Consider the following 19,379-nt stretch of genomic DNA (forward strand, 5'->3'; position numbering starts at 1 on the left):
AGACACTTTTTTGACCTGCTTAAAAAACACAGGTGTTCACTTTGCCCGGAATAAGGTGTTCACTTTCGACGGAACGCTATGTCCAGTTTCACCGGAATACTATGTTCACTTTGGAGCGGAATATCCAAATCAGATGATAAAAGAAGTAGCTGAATCAAATCAGTGGAAAAAATACTGACATCAAAAAAATAAAGTATACGTGCGCCAATCTCAAAAAACAGTAACGGCTGGATTATCGGTGCATTATATTTTAGTGCTAATTGCTACTTTAACCAAAGTTTACAGTGAGCTGTAGATTTACCTCATTTGCTGGTGCTTTATTTGACGTTGAGATTAATTTGATATATGGAGTAGTCCACAGTTCATGGAGAAAATGGAAGTCTCATCGTAATTTCATTTGAGGAGGTTTATGGGTGTGGTTTATCCAGCCAAGGGTCAATAAAGTTGTAAGAGAACAAGTTCTTGTACAGGAATAGCTATTCTACCGAGGCTGTAATCTAAACTGTGTCAAAGGATGAAAAATAGAATACCTTTAACACAGTTACAATGGAAGATAAAGACAGATTAGATCTGGAGAAGATCAAGAAGCAGTTTCTGGAAGAGTTCAGAAGCGGTAAGCCAACATTTGGCAAAGATGGCGCCTTGGCACCCATACTGAAGCATTTTTTAGAATCTGCCCTGGACGCAGAGATGGATCGCGGCGGCGAACCGTCTTCATTTAGATGAAGAGGAGCGTTCAAAAGGCAACAGGCGTAATGGCAAGGTGAGCAAGAAGCTCAGAACCTCAGACGGAATCATAGAGATAGAGAGCTCCAGAGACCGTTCTAAGCATTTTGAGCCACAGATCGTAAAGAAGCGGGAGACGATCCTGGCTGAGAACCTAGAGCCCAGAATATTGAGCATGTATGGCCTTGGGATGAGCTTCAGGGATATCTCTTCGCATCTAAAAGAGATGTACGATATGGATATCTCCCATGATGCCTTGAGTGCTCTCACAGAGAAGATCATTCCCAAAGTAAAAGAGTGTGGTTCCCCGCCGGGACAATCAAGGCCTTTAGATCCTCTCTGGTGCATCGTTTGGCTAGATGCTATGCACTATAAAGTAAGAGAGGAAGGCCGCACCGTATCAAAGGCGGTATATAATATTCTGGGAGTTAACAGGCATGGGCACAAAGAGCTTCTAGGGGTTTATGTTTCGGAAAGAGAGGGGGCAAACTTCTGGCTTAGCGTGTTAACAGATCTCCAGCACAGGGGTGTAAAGGATATGCTTATTTCCTGCATAGATAATCTGAAAGGTTTTGCCGAGGCTATCAATAGCATTTTTCCTGCCACTGAAGTTCAGAGCTGTATTGTACATTAGATCAGAAACAGCTTAAAGTATGTAGCGTCGAAGGATCAGAAGGAGTTCATCAAGGATCTCAAGCTGGTCTACAGAGCAGAGAGCAAGGAACTAGCTGAGCTACGCCTGGAGGAGTTAGAAGGAAAATGGGGCAAGAAGTACCCTAAGGTGCTGGAATCCTGGCAGCGCAACTGGGAGAAGCTCAGTACCTATTTCAAATATTCCGAGCAGATCAGAAAGCTGATTTACACGACAAATACCATAGAGGGCTATCATCGGCAAGTGAGGAAAGTAACCGCAGCGGCGGACCGTGAAAACCAAAGGTGCTTTTCCTTCAGATATGGCCCTATTAAAGCTCATTTACCTCTCCCAGGAGAACATCGGTAAAAAATGGGTGATGCCCCTGAGCAACTGGGGCCAGACGGTACAGCAGCTCTCCATTTGGTTTGGTGACAGAATGCCATTAGATTTAAAATGAAAATTCCCCATGCCTATAGCTAATGCTATACCAGAGGGAAAAAGAAATGACACAGTTTAAATTACACTCCTTTGCTGAACTGTGTCACTTGGGCTATAAATTCGCCGAATTTTCTGTAAACATTTATAACTCAGATCCTGCGAATGGGCAAGGGGCTTCGGATCACCTTCCAGCATTTTTTTAGTGCCCCTGACATAGAGACAGCTCTTCCATGACAGAGCCAACTCTCCAGAATACTTGTACTGCTTCAAAAACTCCGCATTCAAAAAATTTTCCTTATTGATATATCTACAACCTCATTGTCTATTAGCGACGATAAAGGTAATTGAGGTTTTGCGAGATCTAGAAAACGCTAACATTATCAGGAGCTGGGTCAGGAGATACAAGATTAGTTTAGCCCTGAGATGACAGCGATGCCATCAACTTTCAAGTTAACGTTGTGGTCATCATCGCCTTGCCAGAATAGAGAGAAGAATACCTGTTATACAAACTCCTAAGTATCTTTGTGTATCTGATCGAAGAGCTTGAAGAACGTTGTGGTTAACGTAGAAGATGTTGTCGAAGCGATTGGCGAAATACTTCCCGAGGTTCCAGAAGCTCATTACTAGGTTGCCGAGGAATTAAACTCATTTATTGTCAATGTTTTAGGTAGTCTTATGCTGGTTTTGCATCAGAAACCCTTCATTACAGGCATAAACAAAGATTTCTAGAATAACAACATATACGTACGAGCTACTTTACCTAAAATCATACCAAACTTATGCACTCCCCGTTGTGCATAAAAACTGAAAAAAAATTTTCAATTATAAGTAGCTGAATATCAGACAGAAATATTTCAATATGTGCGCTTTTCTTGGAAAAATACTTTTCGAACTTATATACCATTAACCTGCTGTTAATTAGTGCGTTACATTAGTATAGTTGAAACTTTACTTCAGATATAGGGGGTTTGAAAAGCGGTTTAGGTTCTTGATATTTGTATCACACAATAAGACACATATCAATTACACCAATGACTACAGAGAAGAATATTCTGGGGCTGGTATACGATTGCCTAAACTGGAAGCCAAAAGACAGGCTTATACTAGTATGGTTCATCCTTTCTACCCTTCTTTCCTATGTTGCTTGTGAGTTGCTGCAAGGGAAGACAACATTAACCCCGACCGACATAAACACTTGGTTTTATCCTTTCCTTGTTATGCTATTCTGTATCTGTTATACAGGGTCGATCTTTCATAGCCAAATCTACAGGAACGACATCAGATGTCAAGTACATCATCTATCATCATTCTTCTTTACTGGTATCATTGTAACTGTACTAATAGCAGGATATGTCATCATTAACTTCATTTATTTTGCCCCGCTACAATGGCAAGAGGTAGTATTAGGTGTTTTGTTCTTTCCGTGGCTAGCAATGTTCTTCATTTCGTGGTTTAAGTCATTTAATATAGCTACAGAAACAGAAGTTATAAAGAAGGTTTATCGTAATCCTAAAAGGGGTAGACGATGAAGAAACTTCTACGCAACTTCTTTCACTTGTTTTTCCCGCCTGAATCAGGTGACTATAATGAGCCCTTCCAGTCTGAAGATGCTGTCATCGTCGTCTTAGGGGCAGCATTACTGATACTGATGTTAATCCTGTTTGGTGACTACCTAGCATAGAAAAAGAAAGGGGGCTTTCGTACCCTTATAGTTTAAAAAAACAAGTCCTTTCGGTTTGGAAGCGACCGTCAAGAGTTATACCTCTTGAGATATATGCTACAAAAAATCATTGTTGTCGAGGGATTTCTGTTTATAAGAGGGCTTCTTCAGCCATAAGAGAGGAGATGAGTTTAATATATTTATATAAATACCTATTATCTCTTAATATTCTTTGACACACTAGGATTTTTTGGGTTCGTCTTAAGAGCTTAAAAATTGTGTCATTACAAGCATCTGAAAATGTTTGTAAGTGTCAACAGGAGTGTAAAATGGGTCAATACAAGCATGTGAGCATATTTGTAGAAATATTAATTTATTTGGATATCTTCTGAAATTGCACTTTGGACATATCAATTCTTTGACACGCCACCTTTGACACAAAATAAAAAACATGAATCATCCCGAATTTTTAAGGAGCTAGCATTCCTAATAGAAGTGGCCTCTGGAGATTTCCAGAGGCCACTTCTATTAGCAGTACAGTCTTTGCGAACGCAGCGAAGCAGAGTGTGGCAATCTGGCTTCTATGCGCGTAGATGCCAGATTGCTTCGTCGTGCCTCCTCGCAAAAACTAGTACCTTTAAGCAAAAACAGCCTTGGAAAAGTATCCAAGGCTGTTTTTGCTTATTTTTTCCCAAATCAAAATTTGGGATGATTCATGTTTCAGTGCGCCCGAAGGGATTCGAACCCCTATCTTCAGAACCGGAATCTGAAATTCTATCCATTGAACTACGGGCGCAGTTTAAGAACGGTAGCGCAAAAGTAGCGGTATTTCTTACAAAACGAAAATCCAGAGCATTAAAAAGAATTGCATAAAAGGTTTTAACGCTTGAGGTATAGTGCAGTTATAGCTAAATCTTGTGAAAACATTTTTTCATCCGGCAGATTGTTAAAGTAAAGTTGTTGAGTTGTAAATATAAAACAGTAAACATATGCAATCTAAAAACCTTGATATCCAATACACCGCTACAGCCACCTCTACAGGAGGCAGGCATGGCAATGTTAAAACTTCCGATGGCTCCATTGATTTAAGCACCACAGAGCCTAAAGAACTGGGAGGCGATGGTGAAGGAGGAAAAACCAATCCTGAACAGTTGTTTGCTGCCGGTTATGCGGCTTGTTTTAGCAGTGCCGCTAAACTTGCTGCTGAAACTATGAACCTGAAGGTTAATCCTGATGACATGAAAGTTACCTGCCATGTGTCTTTGGGTAAAGAAAAGCAGGATACTGGTTTGGGGCTGGCTGTAAAAATGGAGCTGGATGTAAAAGGCCTGGAGCAGCAGGATAAGGAGCGGCTGCTGAAAAAGGCAAATGAACTGTGCCCCTACAGTAAAGCCATCAAAGGGAATGTTGAAGTTGAGCTGATGACGAAATAAAAGAGCTTTAGCAAAAGAGCAGGAGCTGCCCCAAAAGGCAGCTCTTTTTACTGCTTATGACTGGCTTAATCCTGTGAGTGAAGGGCCAGCCGGTTGCCTTCAGAATCATAAAATAAGGCCATATGCCCAATTTCTTTTGCAATGAAGGTTTTGGGCTGAATAATGCGGCCGCCAGCTTCTTCCACCCGCGCAAGTTCATTGGACAGATCGCCGGAAGGGGAGGTAAAGTAGATTAATACTCCATCTTTGCTGCTGGGGCTGTAATGCTCCGGGTGCCTGACCAGAGAACCAGATGCACCAATCCAGTTTTCATCGGATGGAAACCATGCCATGTCCAGCGGGCCCATTGGTTTTCTGATCAGCTTCAGCAAAAACATGGTTTCGTAAAAACGGATAGCCCTCTCCATGTTTAAAACAGGAATTTCAAACCAGCCTACCATGTTTTGTTTTAAGCGCATGGGTCAATAGGGTTTTAGATCATTAAGTTGAGCAGGATAACCTGCCTTGAAAGAGGTACCTGCGATTAATATTAATTAATTTCAGCTTTACATCAAGCAGCCGTCTTCAAAAAATCTGTTTCAGAATTGACAGCTGCAAAGGTATTCTGGTATGCCTGTGAATTAGTTTCAGGCTGGCTGCTGTTAAAGATAATGCCCTTCGCCAGAATAGGCAAAGGGCACTTCTGTGGTTTATATGCGGGGGTTAAAAGCAGTTTAGTTTTGCAGGAGCATTTGCATAAAATTGCCCTGATAGGCAACTACCTGTTGCTGCAATAAAAACACTAGGGCTCCGGCTATGTACCCAATCAGGGCCAGGGCGCTTATTTTTTTCAGGTACCAGAAGAAGTTTATTTTCTCCATGCCCATTACAGCAACACCTGCAGCAGAGCCAATGATGAGAACGCTGCCTCCTGTACCGGCACAATATGCCAGGAACTCCCAGAAGGCATGGTCGGCAGGATATTGCAGGTGGTACATGCGCATCATGGCAGCTACCAGCGGAACGTTATCAACAATAGCAGAGAGCAGCCCGATCAGGAAGTTGATGGCATAGAAGTTACCTACCTCCTGGTCCAGAAAATCTGCCATCAGGGTAAGCTGGCCCGCAGACTGCATGGCACCAATGCTTAGCAGAATACCCAGGAAGAAAAGCACTGTGGCAGAGTCTACCTTTTTCAGGGCTGTCAGCACCGAGAATTTGTTTTTCTGTTCTTCTTCCTTTTTATGGTGCACCAGTTCTATCACAACCCACAGCACACCTAAGCCTAGCAGCACGCCCATATAAGGAGGCAGGTGGGTGAGGTACTTAAATACAGGTACAAACACCAGCGCCAATACACCCAGTGTTAGTACCAGCTTGCGTTCAAAGGGAGTAGAATCCAGCTTGCGGGTATGGCTTTCATCCAGCTGACGGTCTATGTTTCCTTTGGTTTTATAGCTAAGGTACAGCAGCGGGAAAAGCAGGCAGGCAAGGCTCGGCAAGAAGAGCTTCTGAACAATGTTTTCAGTGGTTACCTGGCCGCCAATCCAGAGCATGGTGGTAGTTACGTCACCAATAGGGGTAAAGGCTCCACCGGCATTTGCGGCAATTACCACAAGGCCTGCATAAAACATGCGCTCAGATTTGTTGGGCACCAGCTTGCGTAACAGCGATACCAGTACAATAGTGGTGGTGAGGTTATCCAGGATGCCGGAGAGTACAAAAGCCAGCAAACCCAGTATCCAGATCAGCTTGCGGGAGCTGGTGGTTTTAATGCGGCTTACAATAACTTCAAATCCATCGTGCAGGTCAATGATCTCCACAATGGTCATGGCTCCCAGTAAAAAGAAGAGAATGGCAGCAATTTCACTTAGGTGGTGTGTAAGCTGCTCACTTACCAGGTGTGTGTCGGCTATTTGGGTGGCGTAAACTGTCCAGCACAAAACACCAATCAGCAAAGCAGTTGCTGCTTTGTTGATATGAAAAGCATGCTCGAGGGTGATAAACAGGTACCCGATTACGAAGATGGCTACTATCCAGATCATATACCAGAGGAATGATTAAGCAGTAGTAAAACTACATTCAGTTTCTCTACCAGTAATGTTAATCTGCAGCAGGATATGACCTCTAGCAATCAGCGGGTTAGGCTTTTAAATATTGCTTGTTTTTGTTTAAAACAGGGTGATGTACTATATAGAATACCAACAGCTCTTTTTTCTTACGCAATGCCATTAAAAAATTATTAATCAGTGCATAAGGGCTGATGGGTGAATAGTACTTTTTCGGTACAATTCTAGATTGGCAGAGAAGAGTTAACTTGCATGCAGTACCTGTTAGGCACATAAAAAAGAGGCATTGGGTTTCAGTCAATGCCTCCTGTCTGTCAATAATTTAGAAACAGCAGATCAGTAGCTCATTTCAACAATCTGGTAAACATCATCGGGCTTAATATCCCTGCGCTCTCCGAGTCCCTGCCAGCCTCTTTCTTCAAATCGTTTGGCTATTATTTTGGCAGTACCCTGGTAATGATCAGTGTATTCTGACAGGCGGGTTTTGATCTCCAGCTGGTGAAAGAAACTAACCGTTTGATCAATTGCACCCTCGGCTTTTTCTTCAAGGCTGCCGCTGGTTATCCCCCATACTCTTTCAGCGTATTGGGCCAGCTTGTCCTTTTTGTTCTCAAATTTATATTTGTACAGGCTGGGAGCTATAATGGCAAGAGTTCTGGCGTGGTCTATGCCATAGAGGGCCGTTAGTTCGTGCGCGATCATGTGGGTGGCCCAATCGGTAGGTACTCCTTTCTGAATTAAACCATTCAGGGCCATGGTACAGCACCACATAAAGTTAGACGCAGCTTCATAATCTGTAGGGTCTTTAAGCACCCTGGGACCTACCTCTATCAGGGTAAGCAGTATTCCCTCAGCAAACCTGTCCTGCAAATAGGCATGAGCCGGATAAGTAAGATATTGCTCCAGCACATGGGTAAAGGCATCCGTAATGCCATTCTGGATCTGTCGCAGCGGCAGGGTATGAATCACCTGTGGGTCGAGTATTGAGAATACAGGAAAAAGGCCCGGACCGCCCATGGTGCGTTTTTCTTTGATTTCAGAGCGGTTTATAACGGCTCCTGAATTCATTTCCGAACCAGTAGCAGGCAGGGTGAGCACTGCGCCAAAAGGCATGCCTTTGCCTTCTTCTGTTCTGATGCTTTTTTCCAGGATGTCCCAGGCATTGTCTCCGCTATGGGTGGCTGCTGCAGAAATAAACTTGGTACCATCAATCACAGAGCCTCCGCCAACGGCAAGCAAAAAGTTTATACTCTTTTCCCTGATAAGCCGCACGGCCTTCATCAGAGTTTCGTATTCAGGATTTGGCTCTATGCCCCCGAATTCTTCTACATGATGATCTTTCAGTGCCGCGACAACCTGGTCGTACACCCCATTCTTTTTAATGCTGCCACCGCCATATAATATCAGCACCCTTGCATTGGCGGGTACCTCTTTGGCTAGTGCAGCAATCTTGTTTTTACCAAAAATAATTTTTGTTGGATTTTTAAATTCAAAGTCTCTCATAGTATGGAATGCCAGTATTGGCTAAAAATAATTATTATCAATGTACGGGCTTTGCTGGTGAATAAGAGCTGCCGCCTACTCAGGAAACTGCAAAGCCGGGGCTAAGTTAATGCAGGGAAGAACAAATTTAGCAATGCCCCGCGCTCTGCCTGGTGATAAATGATCTGTGGGTTGTTTTCTATTCTTGCCGTTCAGCCTGAAGATAGTGGGTTCAGTATTTTTGAAAATGTAATTAGTACCACATCCGTAAAAAAAATCAAGCAGACCTTGCCAGTTGGCTAAGTCTGCCTGATCTCTTCCGTTGATTATTAGTGTGTGCGTTTAACTTAAATCTTTGCGGCTTCTGGTGCCACGCCCCTGGTTACCACCCAGGCCTGCCCCTGCAGCTGCGTCTCCTACATCTTTGTTAAGTTCCGCACCCGGAATGGCAGAAACATCTGTTTTCTCCAGATCTTCGGTTTCAAACTTGCCTTTTTTACCATTCAGGTCGGCTCTGTTATCAACATCTGCATTTTTTGGGTGCTTGTTATTATCGGGCATTCTATTTACTTCCATATTATTAATCGTTTAATGTTCTCTCTATTAAGTTATTACGGAGCTATTGCTATGGGGTTTATTTCCAGGGGCAGCCTTGCAAGGTTTACGGGCAGAGAGAATCCTGTCTCCTACAGGGCTGCAGGCTTATATGCGAGGCTGCACTTACTGTACAGGCTAACTAAAGAACAACAAACAACAACGATAGAGTCTTTAAGCACACTGGGTCTAAAGTGTGCTGTTTCCATATAAATTTTCTGCTGCAAGAACTTTTTTAATTCACACAAAGTATTACATTAGCATTGTGATAGTAATACTATCTTTGCACTATAACTTACTATTACACAAGTAATATCAACTGCCTATGATAAATTTGAAAGAACTGAAGCACGATCTGCCTGCGGGTATAGTCGCCTTTCTGGTAGCAGTGCCTCTCAGCCTGGGTATTGCCATGGCATCCGGAGCCCTCCTCTTTTCCGGTATTATAGCCGGTATCGTAGGTGGGGTTGTTGTAAGCCTTATCAGTGGTTCACAGCTTGGTGTTAGCGGCCCTGCGTCCGGTTTGGCTGTTATTGTATTAAGTACGATCGAAAGCCTGGGCAAAATCGAGATTTTCCTATCGGCTGTTTTCCTGGGGGGTATTATTCAGTTAGCCCTCGTCATAGCAGCTCAAATTAATTCCAGCCTTTAAAAATAAATATAATATGAGAACGCAAACTAAAGAAACACAGGCTAAGCTTACCCCACAAAGAGCCAGGGAAATACTATTGGAGGGCAACCAGCGCTTTGTCAATAACCTGAAGGTAAACAGGAACCTGCTGCAACAGGTAAACGAAACCTCCCAGAATCAGTATCCATTTGCCATTGTGTTAAGCTGTATTGATTCCAGGACCTCTGCAGAGCTAATTTTTGACCAGGGGCTGGGTGATATTTTCAGCACCAGAATTGCCGGGAATGTTGTGAACGAAGATATTCTGGGTAGCATGGAATTTGCTTGTAAAGTAGCAGGTTCCAAGCTAATTGTGGTGCTGGGGCATACAAACTGTGGTGCGATCAAAGGTGCCTGCGACAACGTACAGCTGGGGTACCTCACAGGTCTGGTTAATAAAATAAAGCCTTCTGTAGACTCTATCCGTTATACAGGAGACAAGAGTTCTGCAAATTCAGATTTTGTAGAAAGAGTTGCCGAAGCCAATGTAAGGCGCATGACCGACGAAATTGTAGCGAAAAGTCCTATTTTGAGCGATATGATTGAAAAAGGAGAGATAGGCATAGTAGGCGGGATGTATAACATAGAGACTGGCATTGTTGAATTTTATGAGCCAGCAGAGAAAAAGAACAAACTTAAGCATGAAGAGGCTGCTGGCTAATATCAATATTAAAGTAGATGATAAAATATACCTGAAAGATCCTGAAACTTCTGAGATTGGCAGAAACATCATAAAAAATGGCATACTGCTGATCGACGAACTGGGGCTGGAGTCTTTTACCTTCAGGAAACTTGCAGAACGCATTGGCTCAACCGAAGCTACCATTTACAGGTATTTCGAGAGTAAGCATAAGCTGCTTATTTACCTGATATCCTGGTACTGGAGCTGGCAGGAGTATCGGTTAATGTTTGCCATCAGCAATATAGAATCTGCAGAAACAAGGCTGAAGATTGCAATAAGGATTTTATCCGGAGAAATAAACCAGGATATGGATTTTGCCCATATAGATGAAGAAACGCTGCAGCGCATTGTGGTGGCCGAGTCGGCTAAAGCCTATCTGACCAAAGGAGTGGACATCGATAATAAAGAGGGTTTCTTTCTCAGTTACAAACGCTTTTGCAGGCGCATTGCTGATCTGATCAGGGAGTTTAATCCCGATTACCCTTATCCGGCTTCACTGGTATCTACACTTGCTGAAAGTGCTCATTACCAGAAATTCTTTGCCCGACATTTGCCATCGCTTACCAACATTAAAGAAAACAGCGAGAAGCACCTGGAGGACTTTCTGCTTGATCTGACCTTTAAAACGATAAGCAGATAACTCATACAAACCTGCTTTCAGAAAATTGAAAGAGAAAGAGAGCCCCTGATTATATGGTCGGAGGCTCTCTTTTTTATTCTTAAGCCTGAGTCAGATCAAAGCGTTCAGGAGCAGTGCCATGCCAAAACCGCTTAGCGCAATCAGGGTGGTCATAACCGTCCATGACTGGAAGGTTTGCTTTTCGTTCAGACCAAAATACCTGCTTACCAGCCAGAAACCACTGTCGTTCACATGGGATAGAATGCTGGCTCCGGAAGCAATTGAAATTACCATCAGTGCTTTTTGCATATCGCTATAAACAACTCCCTCCAGCAGGGAGGCCGTCATGCCGGCAGCGGTGATCATGGCCACTGTAGAGGATCCCTGCATGATGCGGATTGCCGCCGCGGTGAGAAAAGCAAAAACCATGGCAGAGAAGCCCATATCCGTCATGGCTTCTGCCAGCATTTTACCTGCACCTGTTTCAGTTAGTATTTGTTTGAACACACCTCCCGCACCCGTAATCAGGATAATGATGCCTGCAGGCGCGAGTGATTGCGTGGTGATATCGAGCATGGTTTTGCTGCTGTAGCCCCTGCGCAGGCCCAGGAGGTACCAGGCAAAAAGGTTTGCAATGATAAGCGCAATAAAGGGATGTCCTACAAAAGCCAGCCAGTTCTTTAACTCCTCCGAGATGCCTAAACCTGTAGCCAGGGGGCTGTTGGTAAGGGTGTTTACCAGAATGAGTACTAATGGTAAGCCAACCAGGGCACCAATGAGGCCAGCAGAAGGCAGCTCCTCCAGCTCTGCCTTGGTTTCAATATAATCAGGTGTTGCTACCTGTATTTTACCGGCTATGTAGCTGCCAAATACGGGGCCGCTGATGATGGCTGCCGGTATACCGGCCAACACACCGGCCAGAATTACCCAGCCCAGGTCGGCACCCAAAATATCGGCTACGGCTACAGGGCCGGGTGTGGGGGGAATAAATGCATGCGTAATGGCCAGGCCAGCCAGTAGTGGTATGCCATAGAGCAGCAGCGATTTGCCGGTTTTCTTTTGCAGTGCATACACTACCGGTACCAGTATCACAAAACCAACATCAAAAAAAACAGGAATGGCCACCAGAAAGCCTGTAGCCATAAGAGCCCAGGAGGCTCGCTTTTCTCCAGTTTTGCTAAGTATGTGCGCCGCCAGGGCCTGTACACCACCTGAGTGCTCCAGGATAGCTCCAAACATGGCACCTAAGCCTACCACAATGGCAATAAACCCCAGGGTACTGCCCATGCCTACCTGTACACTTTCAATGATCTGCAGGGGCGGCATACCCGCCAGCAGGCCAACGGCAATACTGGCCATGAGCAGCGACAGAAATGCCTGTATCCTGAAATACAGAATAAACAGCAGCAGCAGAGCAATGCCCAGCAGTACTGCCACCAGCAGTGAATAGTCGATCATGAGGGGGAGAGTGGGTTGGATGGTTTTTTTGAGAACAGTAGATGGAAGTTGGAGCTTAGAAGACAGACAATGGATGAAAGACAATAGATAATAGATTACTGACATAGCAAGTGTTAGCCATCAGCTTCGAGGGGAACAATAAAGGGGTGTATGCATTCCTGGCATCACTCCATTGTCCACCATCTATTGTCTAAAGTCTATCGTCCCTCATCTATCATCTTTTTTCTAAGCTCTTACTTCCAGACCCATCAAAGCGGCTTCCAGATGGTGTGGAACGACTGCTCTGCGGGTTTGTCTTTTCGCTTATAGGTGTGGGCACCAAAATAGTCCCGCTGGGCCTGTAGCAGGTTAGCCGGAGAGTCTGCTGTTTGCAAACCCAGGTAGTAGTTCAGTGCAGCAGATAAAACAGGTAAGGCAAAGCCCGATTGTAACCCCTGGGCGATCACCGAAGCAAAGCCGTTCTGCAGTTGTTTCATCCTGTCAACAAACTCCGGGGCCATCAAAATGCTTTCAGAGCTCTTGAATACCTCCACCAGCTCTTCCATCAGTTGCGAACGAATGATACAGCCATTGGTCCAGATACGGGAAATTTCGCTGAAGTTAAGCTTCCACTGGAAGTCATCAGATACCTGCTGCATCAGGTTGAAACCAATGTCGTGGTTAATGATGCGGGTGGCTTCATAGGCTTTTCTGATGTTAGCCATGTACTCCTGTTTGTTGATGCCCCCTGCCTGCTGGGTTTGGTGCTGGTACAGTTCAGCTGCTTTAACCCTTTTATCTTTGAAGGAGGAGAGGGAGCGGGCCATCACTGCCTCGGTTAATGGCCCATAGGGAACCCCATGCTCCAGTGCCGCGGCAACAGACCAGCCACCGGTACCTTTCTGGGCTGCTTTATCCAGTATTTTATCGAGCAGCAGTTCGCCATTTTCCTGTTTTTGAAGAATATCGATGGTGATCTCCAGCAGGTAGCTTTCCAGGCCGCTGCGTTGCCATTCGGTAAACTCCTGTGCAATTTCCCAGGGCGACAGCTGCAGGTAATAGCGGAGCAAATAATAGGTTTCTGACAGCAGCTGCATTTCTGCATATTCAATGCCGTTGTGTACCATTTTTACAAAATGGCCGGCCCCATCGGGTCCAATATAAGTAGTGCAGGGCTTGCCGTTCTTATCTTTCGCTGCTATTGTTTCGAGGTATTTAGATACCAGCTGATAACCTTCCTGTGGGCCACCCGGCATCATGGAGGGGCCTTTCAGGGCACCTTCCTCACCGCCAGATATGCCGGTACCAACAAAGCGGATGCCCAGCTCTGCCAGCTCTGCTGTGCGGCGGTTTGTATCTTTGTAAAGCGAATTGCCACCGTCTATGATCACATCGCCCTTATCCAGCAGGGGGAGTAGCTCTTTTATCTGATAATCAACTACGGGACCGGCCACAATCATCAGCAAAATTTTGCGTGGTGTCTCCAGCGATTTTACAAAAGCGGCAATATCATCAAAGGGCTGCAGGTTGTTTAGGTGCGAATTTTCGAGCAGCACTTTTTTTGCAATATCTACTTCCTTTTCTGGCACATGCCGGTTGTAGATAGATAGGTTGATGTTTTTGGAGGCAAGGTTAAGGGCCAGGCTTTTGCCCATTACGCCCATGCCAACAATGCCAAATTCGGATTGTGTAGCTGTATTTTTCAATTTACTTATAATTTGCTGAACGATAATATCTGGTGGTGGTGCTATGCTTATGTGTATGCCATAGGCTGGTTTTTCAAGTGTTTCCAGCTGTGAATCCAGCAGGGCCGGGGGCATGTAGTGTCCTGTTCGGGCGGCAATACGATCCATAAGCATATCGCGTGAGCCTTCCAGGAAGATCCATTGAATCAGTGAGTGAGGAATAGACTGCAGGGTAATGCGGTATTTCTCCTTCAGGGCCGAGCAGGCCAGTACCGCGCCTCCCATTTGCTCCCAGTGAATGATTGACTTTGCAAGCTCTTCGAGCCAGTCCTGCCGGTCTTCGTCGTTAAGTGCAATGCCATTGCCCATTTTAGTTACATTGGTCGCCGGGTGGAAATCGTCTGCATCGTAAAATGGAAGGTTTAATTCTTGGGCGAGCATTCTGCCTACGGTGGTTTTACCGCTGCCAGATACCCCCATGACTATAAAAATCATCTTTTGTCTTAGGGTTAAAAATCAGAATCTTTTATCGGATTCTCCTGAAATTGTTAAAAAAACGAAAAATCAGGGATATTTTAAACTATATGGCTGGTAAGATGCATAATTACTACATCTCAGGCTAAAAAATACTGCTATGGCAATCAAGTAACCGCCGGCTACTCTTGTTTATGCTGTTCTGCCAGTATTTTCAAAGACTCTTTTTTTGCAAATTCCTGCCTCACATAGTGTGTTATATCCGCTGCAGCGCTTAAATAAATTTTCCTGCTGCTTGAAACATCTGCGTCGTTAAGCTACTTTGTTTTTCAGGAAACAAGCTAATCAAATTAAATTATATGGATGAATTTATGAAACTGGCCATAGCCGAAGCACAAAAGGGCAGGAGCGAGGGCGGAATTCCAATAGGTTCTGTGTTGGTAAAGGATGGGAGGGTTGTGGCAAGCGGCCATAATAAAAGGGTACAGGAAAACAACCCGATCCTGCATGGCGAAATGGACTGCCTCAACAATGCCGGGCGCATAGGCAGCTACCGCAACACAGTTATATACTCTACCCTGATGCCCTGTTATATGTGTGCCGGCACCATTGTACAATTTAAAATACCCAGGGTGGTTGTTGGGGAGTCGCAGACATTTTCCGGTGCCCGCGAATTTATGGAATCGCACGGCGTAGAGGTTGTAGACCTGAACCTGCCGGAATGTATTAACATGATGCAGGAATTTATAGCGGAGAAGCCGGAACTCTGGAATGAAGATATTATGGAACTGTAGCTGGAAGAATACTTTTTAACTGACAATAAAAAATCCCCCTATTCTAAAACCTTAGGTTCGTAAGAGTAGGGGGATTTTAATCTTGCAGCCAATGGCTGATTATTTTCTGAATGCCTTGTACTGGTTGATCAGGCCGTTTGTAGAGCTGTCGTGTGAGCTGATCTCTTCTTCATTAGTAAGCTCCGGCAGGATCTTCTTTGCCAGTTGCTTGCCCAGCTCTACGCCCCACTGATCGAAGCTGTAGATGTTCCAGATGACGCCCTGCACAAATATTTTGTGCTCGTACATGGCAATAAGGCTGCCAAGGGTTCTGGGATCCAGCTTTCTGAACAGAATAGAGTTGGTGGGCCTGTTGCCTTCAAAAACCTTGAATGATTTAAGGGCTGCAATGGTCTCTTCAGAGGCTTTCTCTTTCTTAAGCTCTGCAAGCACCTCATCTTCGGCTTTGCCATTCATCAGTGCCTCTGTCTGGGCAAAGAAGTTAGCCAGCAGTTTAGGGTGGTGGTCGCCGATAGGGTTATGGCTGATGGCAGGTGCCAGAAAATCGCACGGAATTAACTTGGTGCCCTGGTGAATCAGCTGGTAGAAAGCATGCTGGCCGTTGGTGCCGGGCTCACCCCAGATAATGGGACCTGTCTGGTAATTTACCCTGTTGCCGTTACGGTCTACCGACTTGCCGTTGCTTTCCATATCGCCCTGCTGGAAATAGGCCGCAAAGCGGTGCATGTACTGGTCGTAGGGGAGCAGTGCATGCGATTCGGCCTCAAAGAAGTTGTTGTACCATACACCCAGCATGGCCAGAATGACGGGTATGTTGGTTTCAAAGCTTTCGCTTTTGAAGTGCTGGTCCATGGCATGTGCACCCTCCAGCATGGCTTTAAAGTTCTCGTAACCAATGGTGCAGGCAATGGAAAGGCCAATAGCCGACCATAGGGAGTACCGGCCGCCAACCCAATCCCAGAACTCAAACATATTTTGGGTATCGATACCAAATTCAGCTACGGCCTGTGCATTGGTAGAGATGGCCACAAAATGTTTTTTGATATGCTCCTTATCGCCGGCATGCTGCAGGAACCAGTCGCGTGCCGAGTGGGCATTGGTCATGGTTTCCTGTGTGGTAAATGTTTTGGAAGCGATCATGAACAGGGTAGTTTCAGGATCTGTCTTCTTCAGGGTTTCGGCAATATGCGTGCCATCTACATTAGATACAAAATGGATATCGATGTTGGCTTTTTTGTAAGGCTTAAGCGCCTCAGTAACCATAACCGGTCCCAGATCTGAACCACCAATACCAATGTTTACGATGGTGTTGATAGGCTTGCCTGTATAGCCCTTCCAGTTGCCTTCAATAACAGCATTAGAAAACTCCTCCATTTGCTTTAGCACCCGGTTTACCTCTGGCATGACGTCTTCGTCATCTACCCTGATAGGGGTATTAGACTGGTTGCGCAGGGCAATGTGTAAAACAGAGCGGTTTTCGGTGAAGTTGATTTTTTCACCGCTAAACATAGCTGCTATGGCATTGCCAAGCTGACACTCACGGGCAAGCTCAATAAGCAGCTTCATTGTTTCTTCTGTAATCCTGTTTTTAGAGTAGTCAATCAGGATATCTTCAAAACGCAGGCTAAACTTATTGAATCTTTCAGGATCTGCAGAGAACAACGCACTCAGGTGTTTGGGCTTTATATGATCGTGGTGCTCCTGTAGTTTTATCCAAGCTTCGGTAATAGTAGGATTTGTTTTAGGAAACATGGCAGTATTGCTGACTTAATATATAATATTTTGGAGGTGCCAATTTATAAAGAAGTAATACGTAATGAAATAAAGAATAGGAAAGAATACTACATTGTTTGCCAATACTACTATAAAGAAAGGGCTGCAGTGGCTGCAGCCCTGAAAGGCATCAAGTAGATCTTTAAAGCAACAGGCATAGCAGGGGTGAAAACAACAGGGTTACGCAAATTGCCACCCGCACATAAGCGCCCTGCAGGCTTTACGATTAGCGAAGCTCCAGCTGGCTTTCAAGCTCCTCTATTCGTTGGATATACTCCTTTTCCTTACGGTGCATTTCTTCCTGTGTGGCAGAAAGCTCTTCCATATTCTGCCGCATTTCTTCTTCCTGCGACTTCATTTCTTCGGCCATCTGCTGGGCGCTTTGCAGCAGGCGCCTGGTCATTTCATTGGTTTTGGCTGTAGATACGGCAGCGGCAACAAACTCACCTACTTTCTCCAGAAATTCTATCTGGAACTTATCATACACCACAAAGCTGGCAATCTCTATAATTACCTGCACTTCGTCGTTGTACTTCATGGGTACAACCAGCAGACAGGTAGGGGTAGCATCACCAAGCCCGGAGGTAATGCGGGTATACCCTTTTGGGATTTCAGTTAGTAAAATGGTTTCAGCCTCCAGGTATGCCTGCCCAACCAGGCCTTCACCAATTTCTATCCTGGTAGAGATGTATTTTTGCCTGTTAAAGGCGTAACAGGCTGCCATGTCTATTGAAGTAGCGCTGGTATCTTCATCTTTGTTAACCACAAAAAAGCCACCCTGTTGTGCCTTTAAATATTTAACCAGGTACACAATGGTGCTGTTGGCCAAGGTTTCTATGCTTTCCTGGTTGTTTCTGATGAGCTCCGAAATTTCTGTAAGGCCACGGCTGATCCATTGTCTTCTTTCTTCCTCCACTTTTACCGATTTCATCTGATCGCGCATTTTTACCAGTGCTCCTGCCAGGCTTTCCTGGTTTAGCGCAATGTTGTCCTGAGTAAGCCCGTTCCATTCAACATCATAGGTACCCGCTGCAACCTGGTTTACAAAATCAGCTGCCTTCCTGGAATTATCGATATAGCTGTTGATCAGCTGATATTCATTGTTGATAGTAATAGGCTCTCCTGAATTGAAGTTGTATTTCCTGTTGTTATGCTCCAGCTCAATGAATAGTTTCTTCCTGTTTTTCTCCGTTCTGTTCAATACATAAACAATAAACCCAAGGCTGGGTAAGCTAAAGAACAAGAGCACCAGCATAATCCAGATACTGCCCGATGAGGCTTTGTCATAGTCCTGTTTGGCTTCACTGCTCAGGCCCTTTTCAAAGGCTGAGAGTTGCTTGAAGAAGTTCTGGTAAATAGACCATGCCTCGTATCCTTTGTCCTGCACAATCATTTCCTTTACCTTTTCTGTTTCGCCCCTGTCTACAGCGGCTACTACCTCATCGCAGAAACTGTGATAAGCAAGCATGGCTTTTTTCAGGTTCTGAAAATCTTCAGATTTGAAATTTTGCTGCCTCAGCAGTTTATCCAGCTCGTCGAAAGCAGGCAGCGTTTCTCCGGTTGCCTCTTTATAATGCCGCAGATGGGCAGGATCGGCAGTGATGGCATATGCCCGCAAACCCAGGTCTATGGCTTGCAGGTTGTTCAGGATAAAATCAGCTTTTACCAGCGTTTGTTCGCTCAACTCCTGCTGTTGAGTGGTTCTGATCATGATCGTGCGGTTCTCAATCACCAGAAGGGTGCTAAAAATTATAAGTACCAGCACCAGTGATGCCAGAACCGCCACTACATTCTTTCTGATAATCTTTTTGATTGAGTTCATGTGGGCACAGATATTTTATTGATGAGGGTTAAGAGAGGAAATCATATATCATCTTATAAAAATAATAAGTAATTGGTGGCTGTATATTTTGTTGTCAGGAGCTACTGCAGGCAGCATGACAGTAAACGATTGTTTACTGTTGAATGCATCTTTAATTGTTGCTTTTTTCACTCCACAATACTAATGGCAGCCAACAGATGGGGATCTTATGGGAGCAGCGGGAAATATTATTATTTACAGAGCCTTATGCAATTGAATATATCAATGTTGCAAGGCTGATTTAGTAAGCCAGCTTATATGCCGTAAACACTGATATGATATCACAGAAGTAATGTTTATTGATGAATAGCAGATTACTGGGCAGCCATGGTTAGTCTTGAAGTTACTTTTACACTGTCTCTAACGGTT

The 19,379-nt window shown here is 44.7% G+C and carries 12 protein-coding genes, 1 tRNA gene and 2 pseudogenes; 6 read left to right on the forward strand and 9 right to left on the reverse strand.

Annotated elements, in window-relative coordinates; all coding sequences use genetic code 11:
* Nucleotides 1–546: 546 nt before the first annotated feature.
* Nucleotides 547–1,817 (forward strand): annotated as a pseudogene (locus KWJ01_RS01665) (IS256 family transposase).
* A 2,365-nt stretch (nucleotides 1,818–4,182) separates the two neighbouring features.
* Here the strand turns inward: KWJ01_RS01665 and KWJ01_RS01670 are convergent.
* Nucleotides 4,183–4,254 (reverse strand) — tRNA-Arg (locus KWJ01_RS01670).
* Between the two features lie 193 nt (nucleotides 4,255–4,447).
* Here KWJ01_RS01670 and KWJ01_RS01675 point away from each other — a divergent pair.
* Nucleotides 4,448–4,891: an organic hydroperoxide resistance protein gene (locus tag KWJ01_RS01675; RefSeq protein WP_224994536.1), complete on the forward strand. Its 444-nt coding sequence runs from the start codon at nucleotides 4,448–4,450 to the stop codon at nucleotides 4,889–4,891.
* Nucleotides 4,892–4,956: 65 nt separating this feature from the next.
* Here KWJ01_RS01675 and KWJ01_RS01680 read toward each other — a convergent pair whose 3' ends face one another.
* The 4 genes from KWJ01_RS01680 to KWJ01_RS01695 all read right to left on the reverse strand — a co-directional run bounded on the left by KWJ01_RS01680 (nucleotide 4,957) and on the right by KWJ01_RS01695 (nucleotide 8,997).
* A complete protein-coding gene (locus tag KWJ01_RS01680; protein WP_224994537.1) occupies nucleotides 4,957–5,349 on the reverse strand; it encodes a VOC family protein in 393 nt (130 codons plus the stop codon).
* 255 nt (nucleotides 5,350–5,604) lie between these two features.
* A complete protein-coding gene (nhaD, locus tag KWJ01_RS01685) occupies nucleotides 5,605–6,915 on the reverse strand; it encodes a sodium:proton antiporter NhaD (RefSeq protein ID WP_224994538.1) in 1,311 nt (436 codons plus the stop codon).
* Nucleotides 6,916–7,275: 360 nt separating this feature from the next.
* Nucleotides 7,276–8,442 (reverse strand): iron-containing alcohol dehydrogenase, encoded by a 1,167-nt coding sequence (locus tag KWJ01_RS01690; RefSeq protein WP_224994539.1) that lies wholly within the window; start codon nucleotides 8,440–8,442, stop codon nucleotides 7,276–7,278.
* A 321-nt stretch (nucleotides 8,443–8,763) separates the two neighbouring features.
* Nucleotides 8,764–8,997, reverse strand: a complete 234-nt coding sequence (locus KWJ01_RS01695; RefSeq protein ID WP_224994540.1) for a hypothetical protein — start codon at nucleotides 8,995–8,997, stop codon at nucleotides 8,764–8,766.
* A 343-nt stretch (nucleotides 8,998–9,340) separates the two neighbouring features.
* Here KWJ01_RS01695 and KWJ01_RS01700 point away from each other — a divergent pair.
* From KWJ01_RS01700 to KWJ01_RS01710, 3 genes and pseudogenes are all read left to right on the forward strand, one after another.
* Nucleotides 9,341–9,634 (forward strand): annotated as a pseudogene (locus KWJ01_RS01700) (SulP family inorganic anion transporter); the annotation flags it as partial.
* A 46-nt stretch (nucleotides 9,635–9,680) separates the two neighbouring features.
* Nucleotides 9,681–10,346 (forward strand): carbonic anhydrase family protein, encoded by a 666-nt coding sequence (locus KWJ01_RS01705; RefSeq protein ID WP_224994541.1) that lies wholly within the window; start codon nucleotides 9,681–9,683, stop codon nucleotides 10,344–10,346.
* The gene (locus KWJ01_RS01710) at nucleotides 10,327–11,007 is read left to right on the forward strand and encodes a TetR/AcrR family transcriptional regulator (RefSeq protein WP_224994542.1); all 681 of its coding nucleotides are present in this window, start codon (nucleotides 10,327–10,329) and stop codon (nucleotides 11,005–11,007) included. Before KWJ01_RS01705 ends, KWJ01_RS01710 begins: the two co-directional genes overlap by 20 nt.
* A 90-nt stretch (nucleotides 11,008–11,097) precedes the next feature.
* On the opposite strand, the gene KWJ01_RS01715 is transcribed toward KWJ01_RS01710, so the two are convergent.
* Both KWJ01_RS01715 and gndA read right to left on the reverse strand, forming a co-directional pair.
* Nucleotides 11,098–12,444: a GntP family permease gene (locus KWJ01_RS01715; RefSeq protein WP_224994543.1), complete on the reverse strand. Its 1,347-nt coding sequence runs from the start codon at nucleotides 12,442–12,444 to the stop codon at nucleotides 11,098–11,100.
* A 248-nt stretch (nucleotides 12,445–12,692) separates the two neighbouring features.
* The gene (gndA, locus tag KWJ01_RS01720) at nucleotides 12,693–14,603 is read right to left on the reverse strand and encodes an NADP-dependent phosphogluconate dehydrogenase (protein ID WP_224994544.1); all 1,911 of its coding nucleotides are present in this window, start codon (nucleotides 14,601–14,603) and stop codon (nucleotides 12,693–12,695) included.
* A gap of 338 nt (nucleotides 14,604–14,941) precedes the next feature.
* Between gndA and KWJ01_RS01725 the strand changes: the two genes are divergently transcribed.
* Nucleotides 14,942–15,376: a nucleoside deaminase gene (locus KWJ01_RS01725; RefSeq protein ID WP_224994545.1), complete on the forward strand. Its 435-nt coding sequence runs from the start codon at nucleotides 14,942–14,944 to the stop codon at nucleotides 15,374–15,376.
* A 99-nt stretch (nucleotides 15,377–15,475) separates the two neighbouring features.
* Here KWJ01_RS01725 and pgi read toward each other — a convergent pair whose 3' ends face one another.
* Both pgi and KWJ01_RS01735 read right to left on the reverse strand, forming a co-directional pair.
* The gene (pgi, locus tag KWJ01_RS01730) at nucleotides 15,476–17,128 is read right to left on the reverse strand and encodes a glucose-6-phosphate isomerase (protein ID WP_224994546.1); all 1,653 of its coding nucleotides are present in this window, start codon (nucleotides 17,126–17,128) and stop codon (nucleotides 15,476–15,478) included.
* A gap of 247 nt (nucleotides 17,129–17,375) precedes the next feature.
* Complete coding sequence (locus tag KWJ01_RS01735; protein WP_224994547.1) at nucleotides 17,376–18,971, reverse strand: CHASE3 domain-containing protein; 1,596 nt, start codon at nucleotides 18,969–18,971, stop codon at nucleotides 17,376–17,378.
* Nucleotides 18,972–19,379: the final 408 nt, after the last annotated feature.

The organism is Cesiribacter sp. SM1 (genome assembly GCF_020178975.1).
Lineage (GTDB): Bacteria > Bacteroidota > Bacteroidia > Cytophagales > Cyclobacteriaceae > Cesiribacter.

What these genes read in the sequence shown, in the direction of transcription:
- KWJ01_RS01705 (WP_224994541.1), top strand. Translation starts at nt 9,681, where the DNA reads ATGAGAACGCAAACTAAAGAAACACAGGCTAAGCTTACCCCACAAAGA.
- KWJ01_RS01680 (WP_224994537.1), bottom strand. Translation starts at nt 5,349, where the DNA reads ATGCGCTTAAAACAAAACATGGTAGGCTGGTTTGAAATTCCTGTTTTA.
- pgi (WP_224994546.1), bottom strand. Translation starts at nt 17,128, where the DNA reads ATGTTTCCTAAAACAAATCCTACTATTACCGAAGCTTGGATAAAACTA.
- KWJ01_RS01735 (WP_224994547.1), bottom strand. Translation starts at nt 18,971, where the DNA reads ATGAACTCAATCAAAAAGATTATCAGAAAGAATGTAGTGGCGGTTCTG.
- KWJ01_RS01710 (WP_224994542.1), top strand. Translation starts at nt 10,327, where the DNA reads ATGAAGAGGCTGCTGGCTAATATCAATATTAAAGTAGATGATAAAATA.
- KWJ01_RS01675 (WP_224994536.1), top strand. Translation starts at nt 4,448, where the DNA reads ATGCAATCTAAAAACCTTGATATCCAATACACCGCTACAGCCACCTCT.
- KWJ01_RS01715 (WP_224994543.1), bottom strand. Translation starts at nt 12,444, where the DNA reads ATGATCGACTATTCACTGCTGGTGGCAGTACTGCTGGGCATTGCTCTG.
- KWJ01_RS01725 (WP_224994545.1), top strand. Translation starts at nt 14,942, where the DNA reads ATGGATGAATTTATGAAACTGGCCATAGCCGAAGCACAAAAGGGCAGG.
- gndA (WP_224994544.1), bottom strand. Translation starts at nt 14,603, where the DNA reads ATGATTTTTATAGTCATGGGGGTATCTGGCAGCGGTAAAACCACCGTA.
- KWJ01_RS01690 (WP_224994539.1), bottom strand. Translation starts at nt 8,442, where the DNA reads ATGAGAGACTTTGAATTTAAAAATCCAACAAAAATTATTTTTGGTAAA.
- KWJ01_RS01695 (WP_224994540.1), bottom strand. Translation starts at nt 8,997, where the DNA reads ATGGAAGTAAATAGAATGCCCGATAATAACAAGCACCCAAAAAATGCA.
- nhaD (WP_224994538.1), bottom strand. Translation starts at nt 6,915, where the DNA reads ATGATCTGGATAGTAGCCATCTTCGTAATCGGGTACCTGTTTATCACC.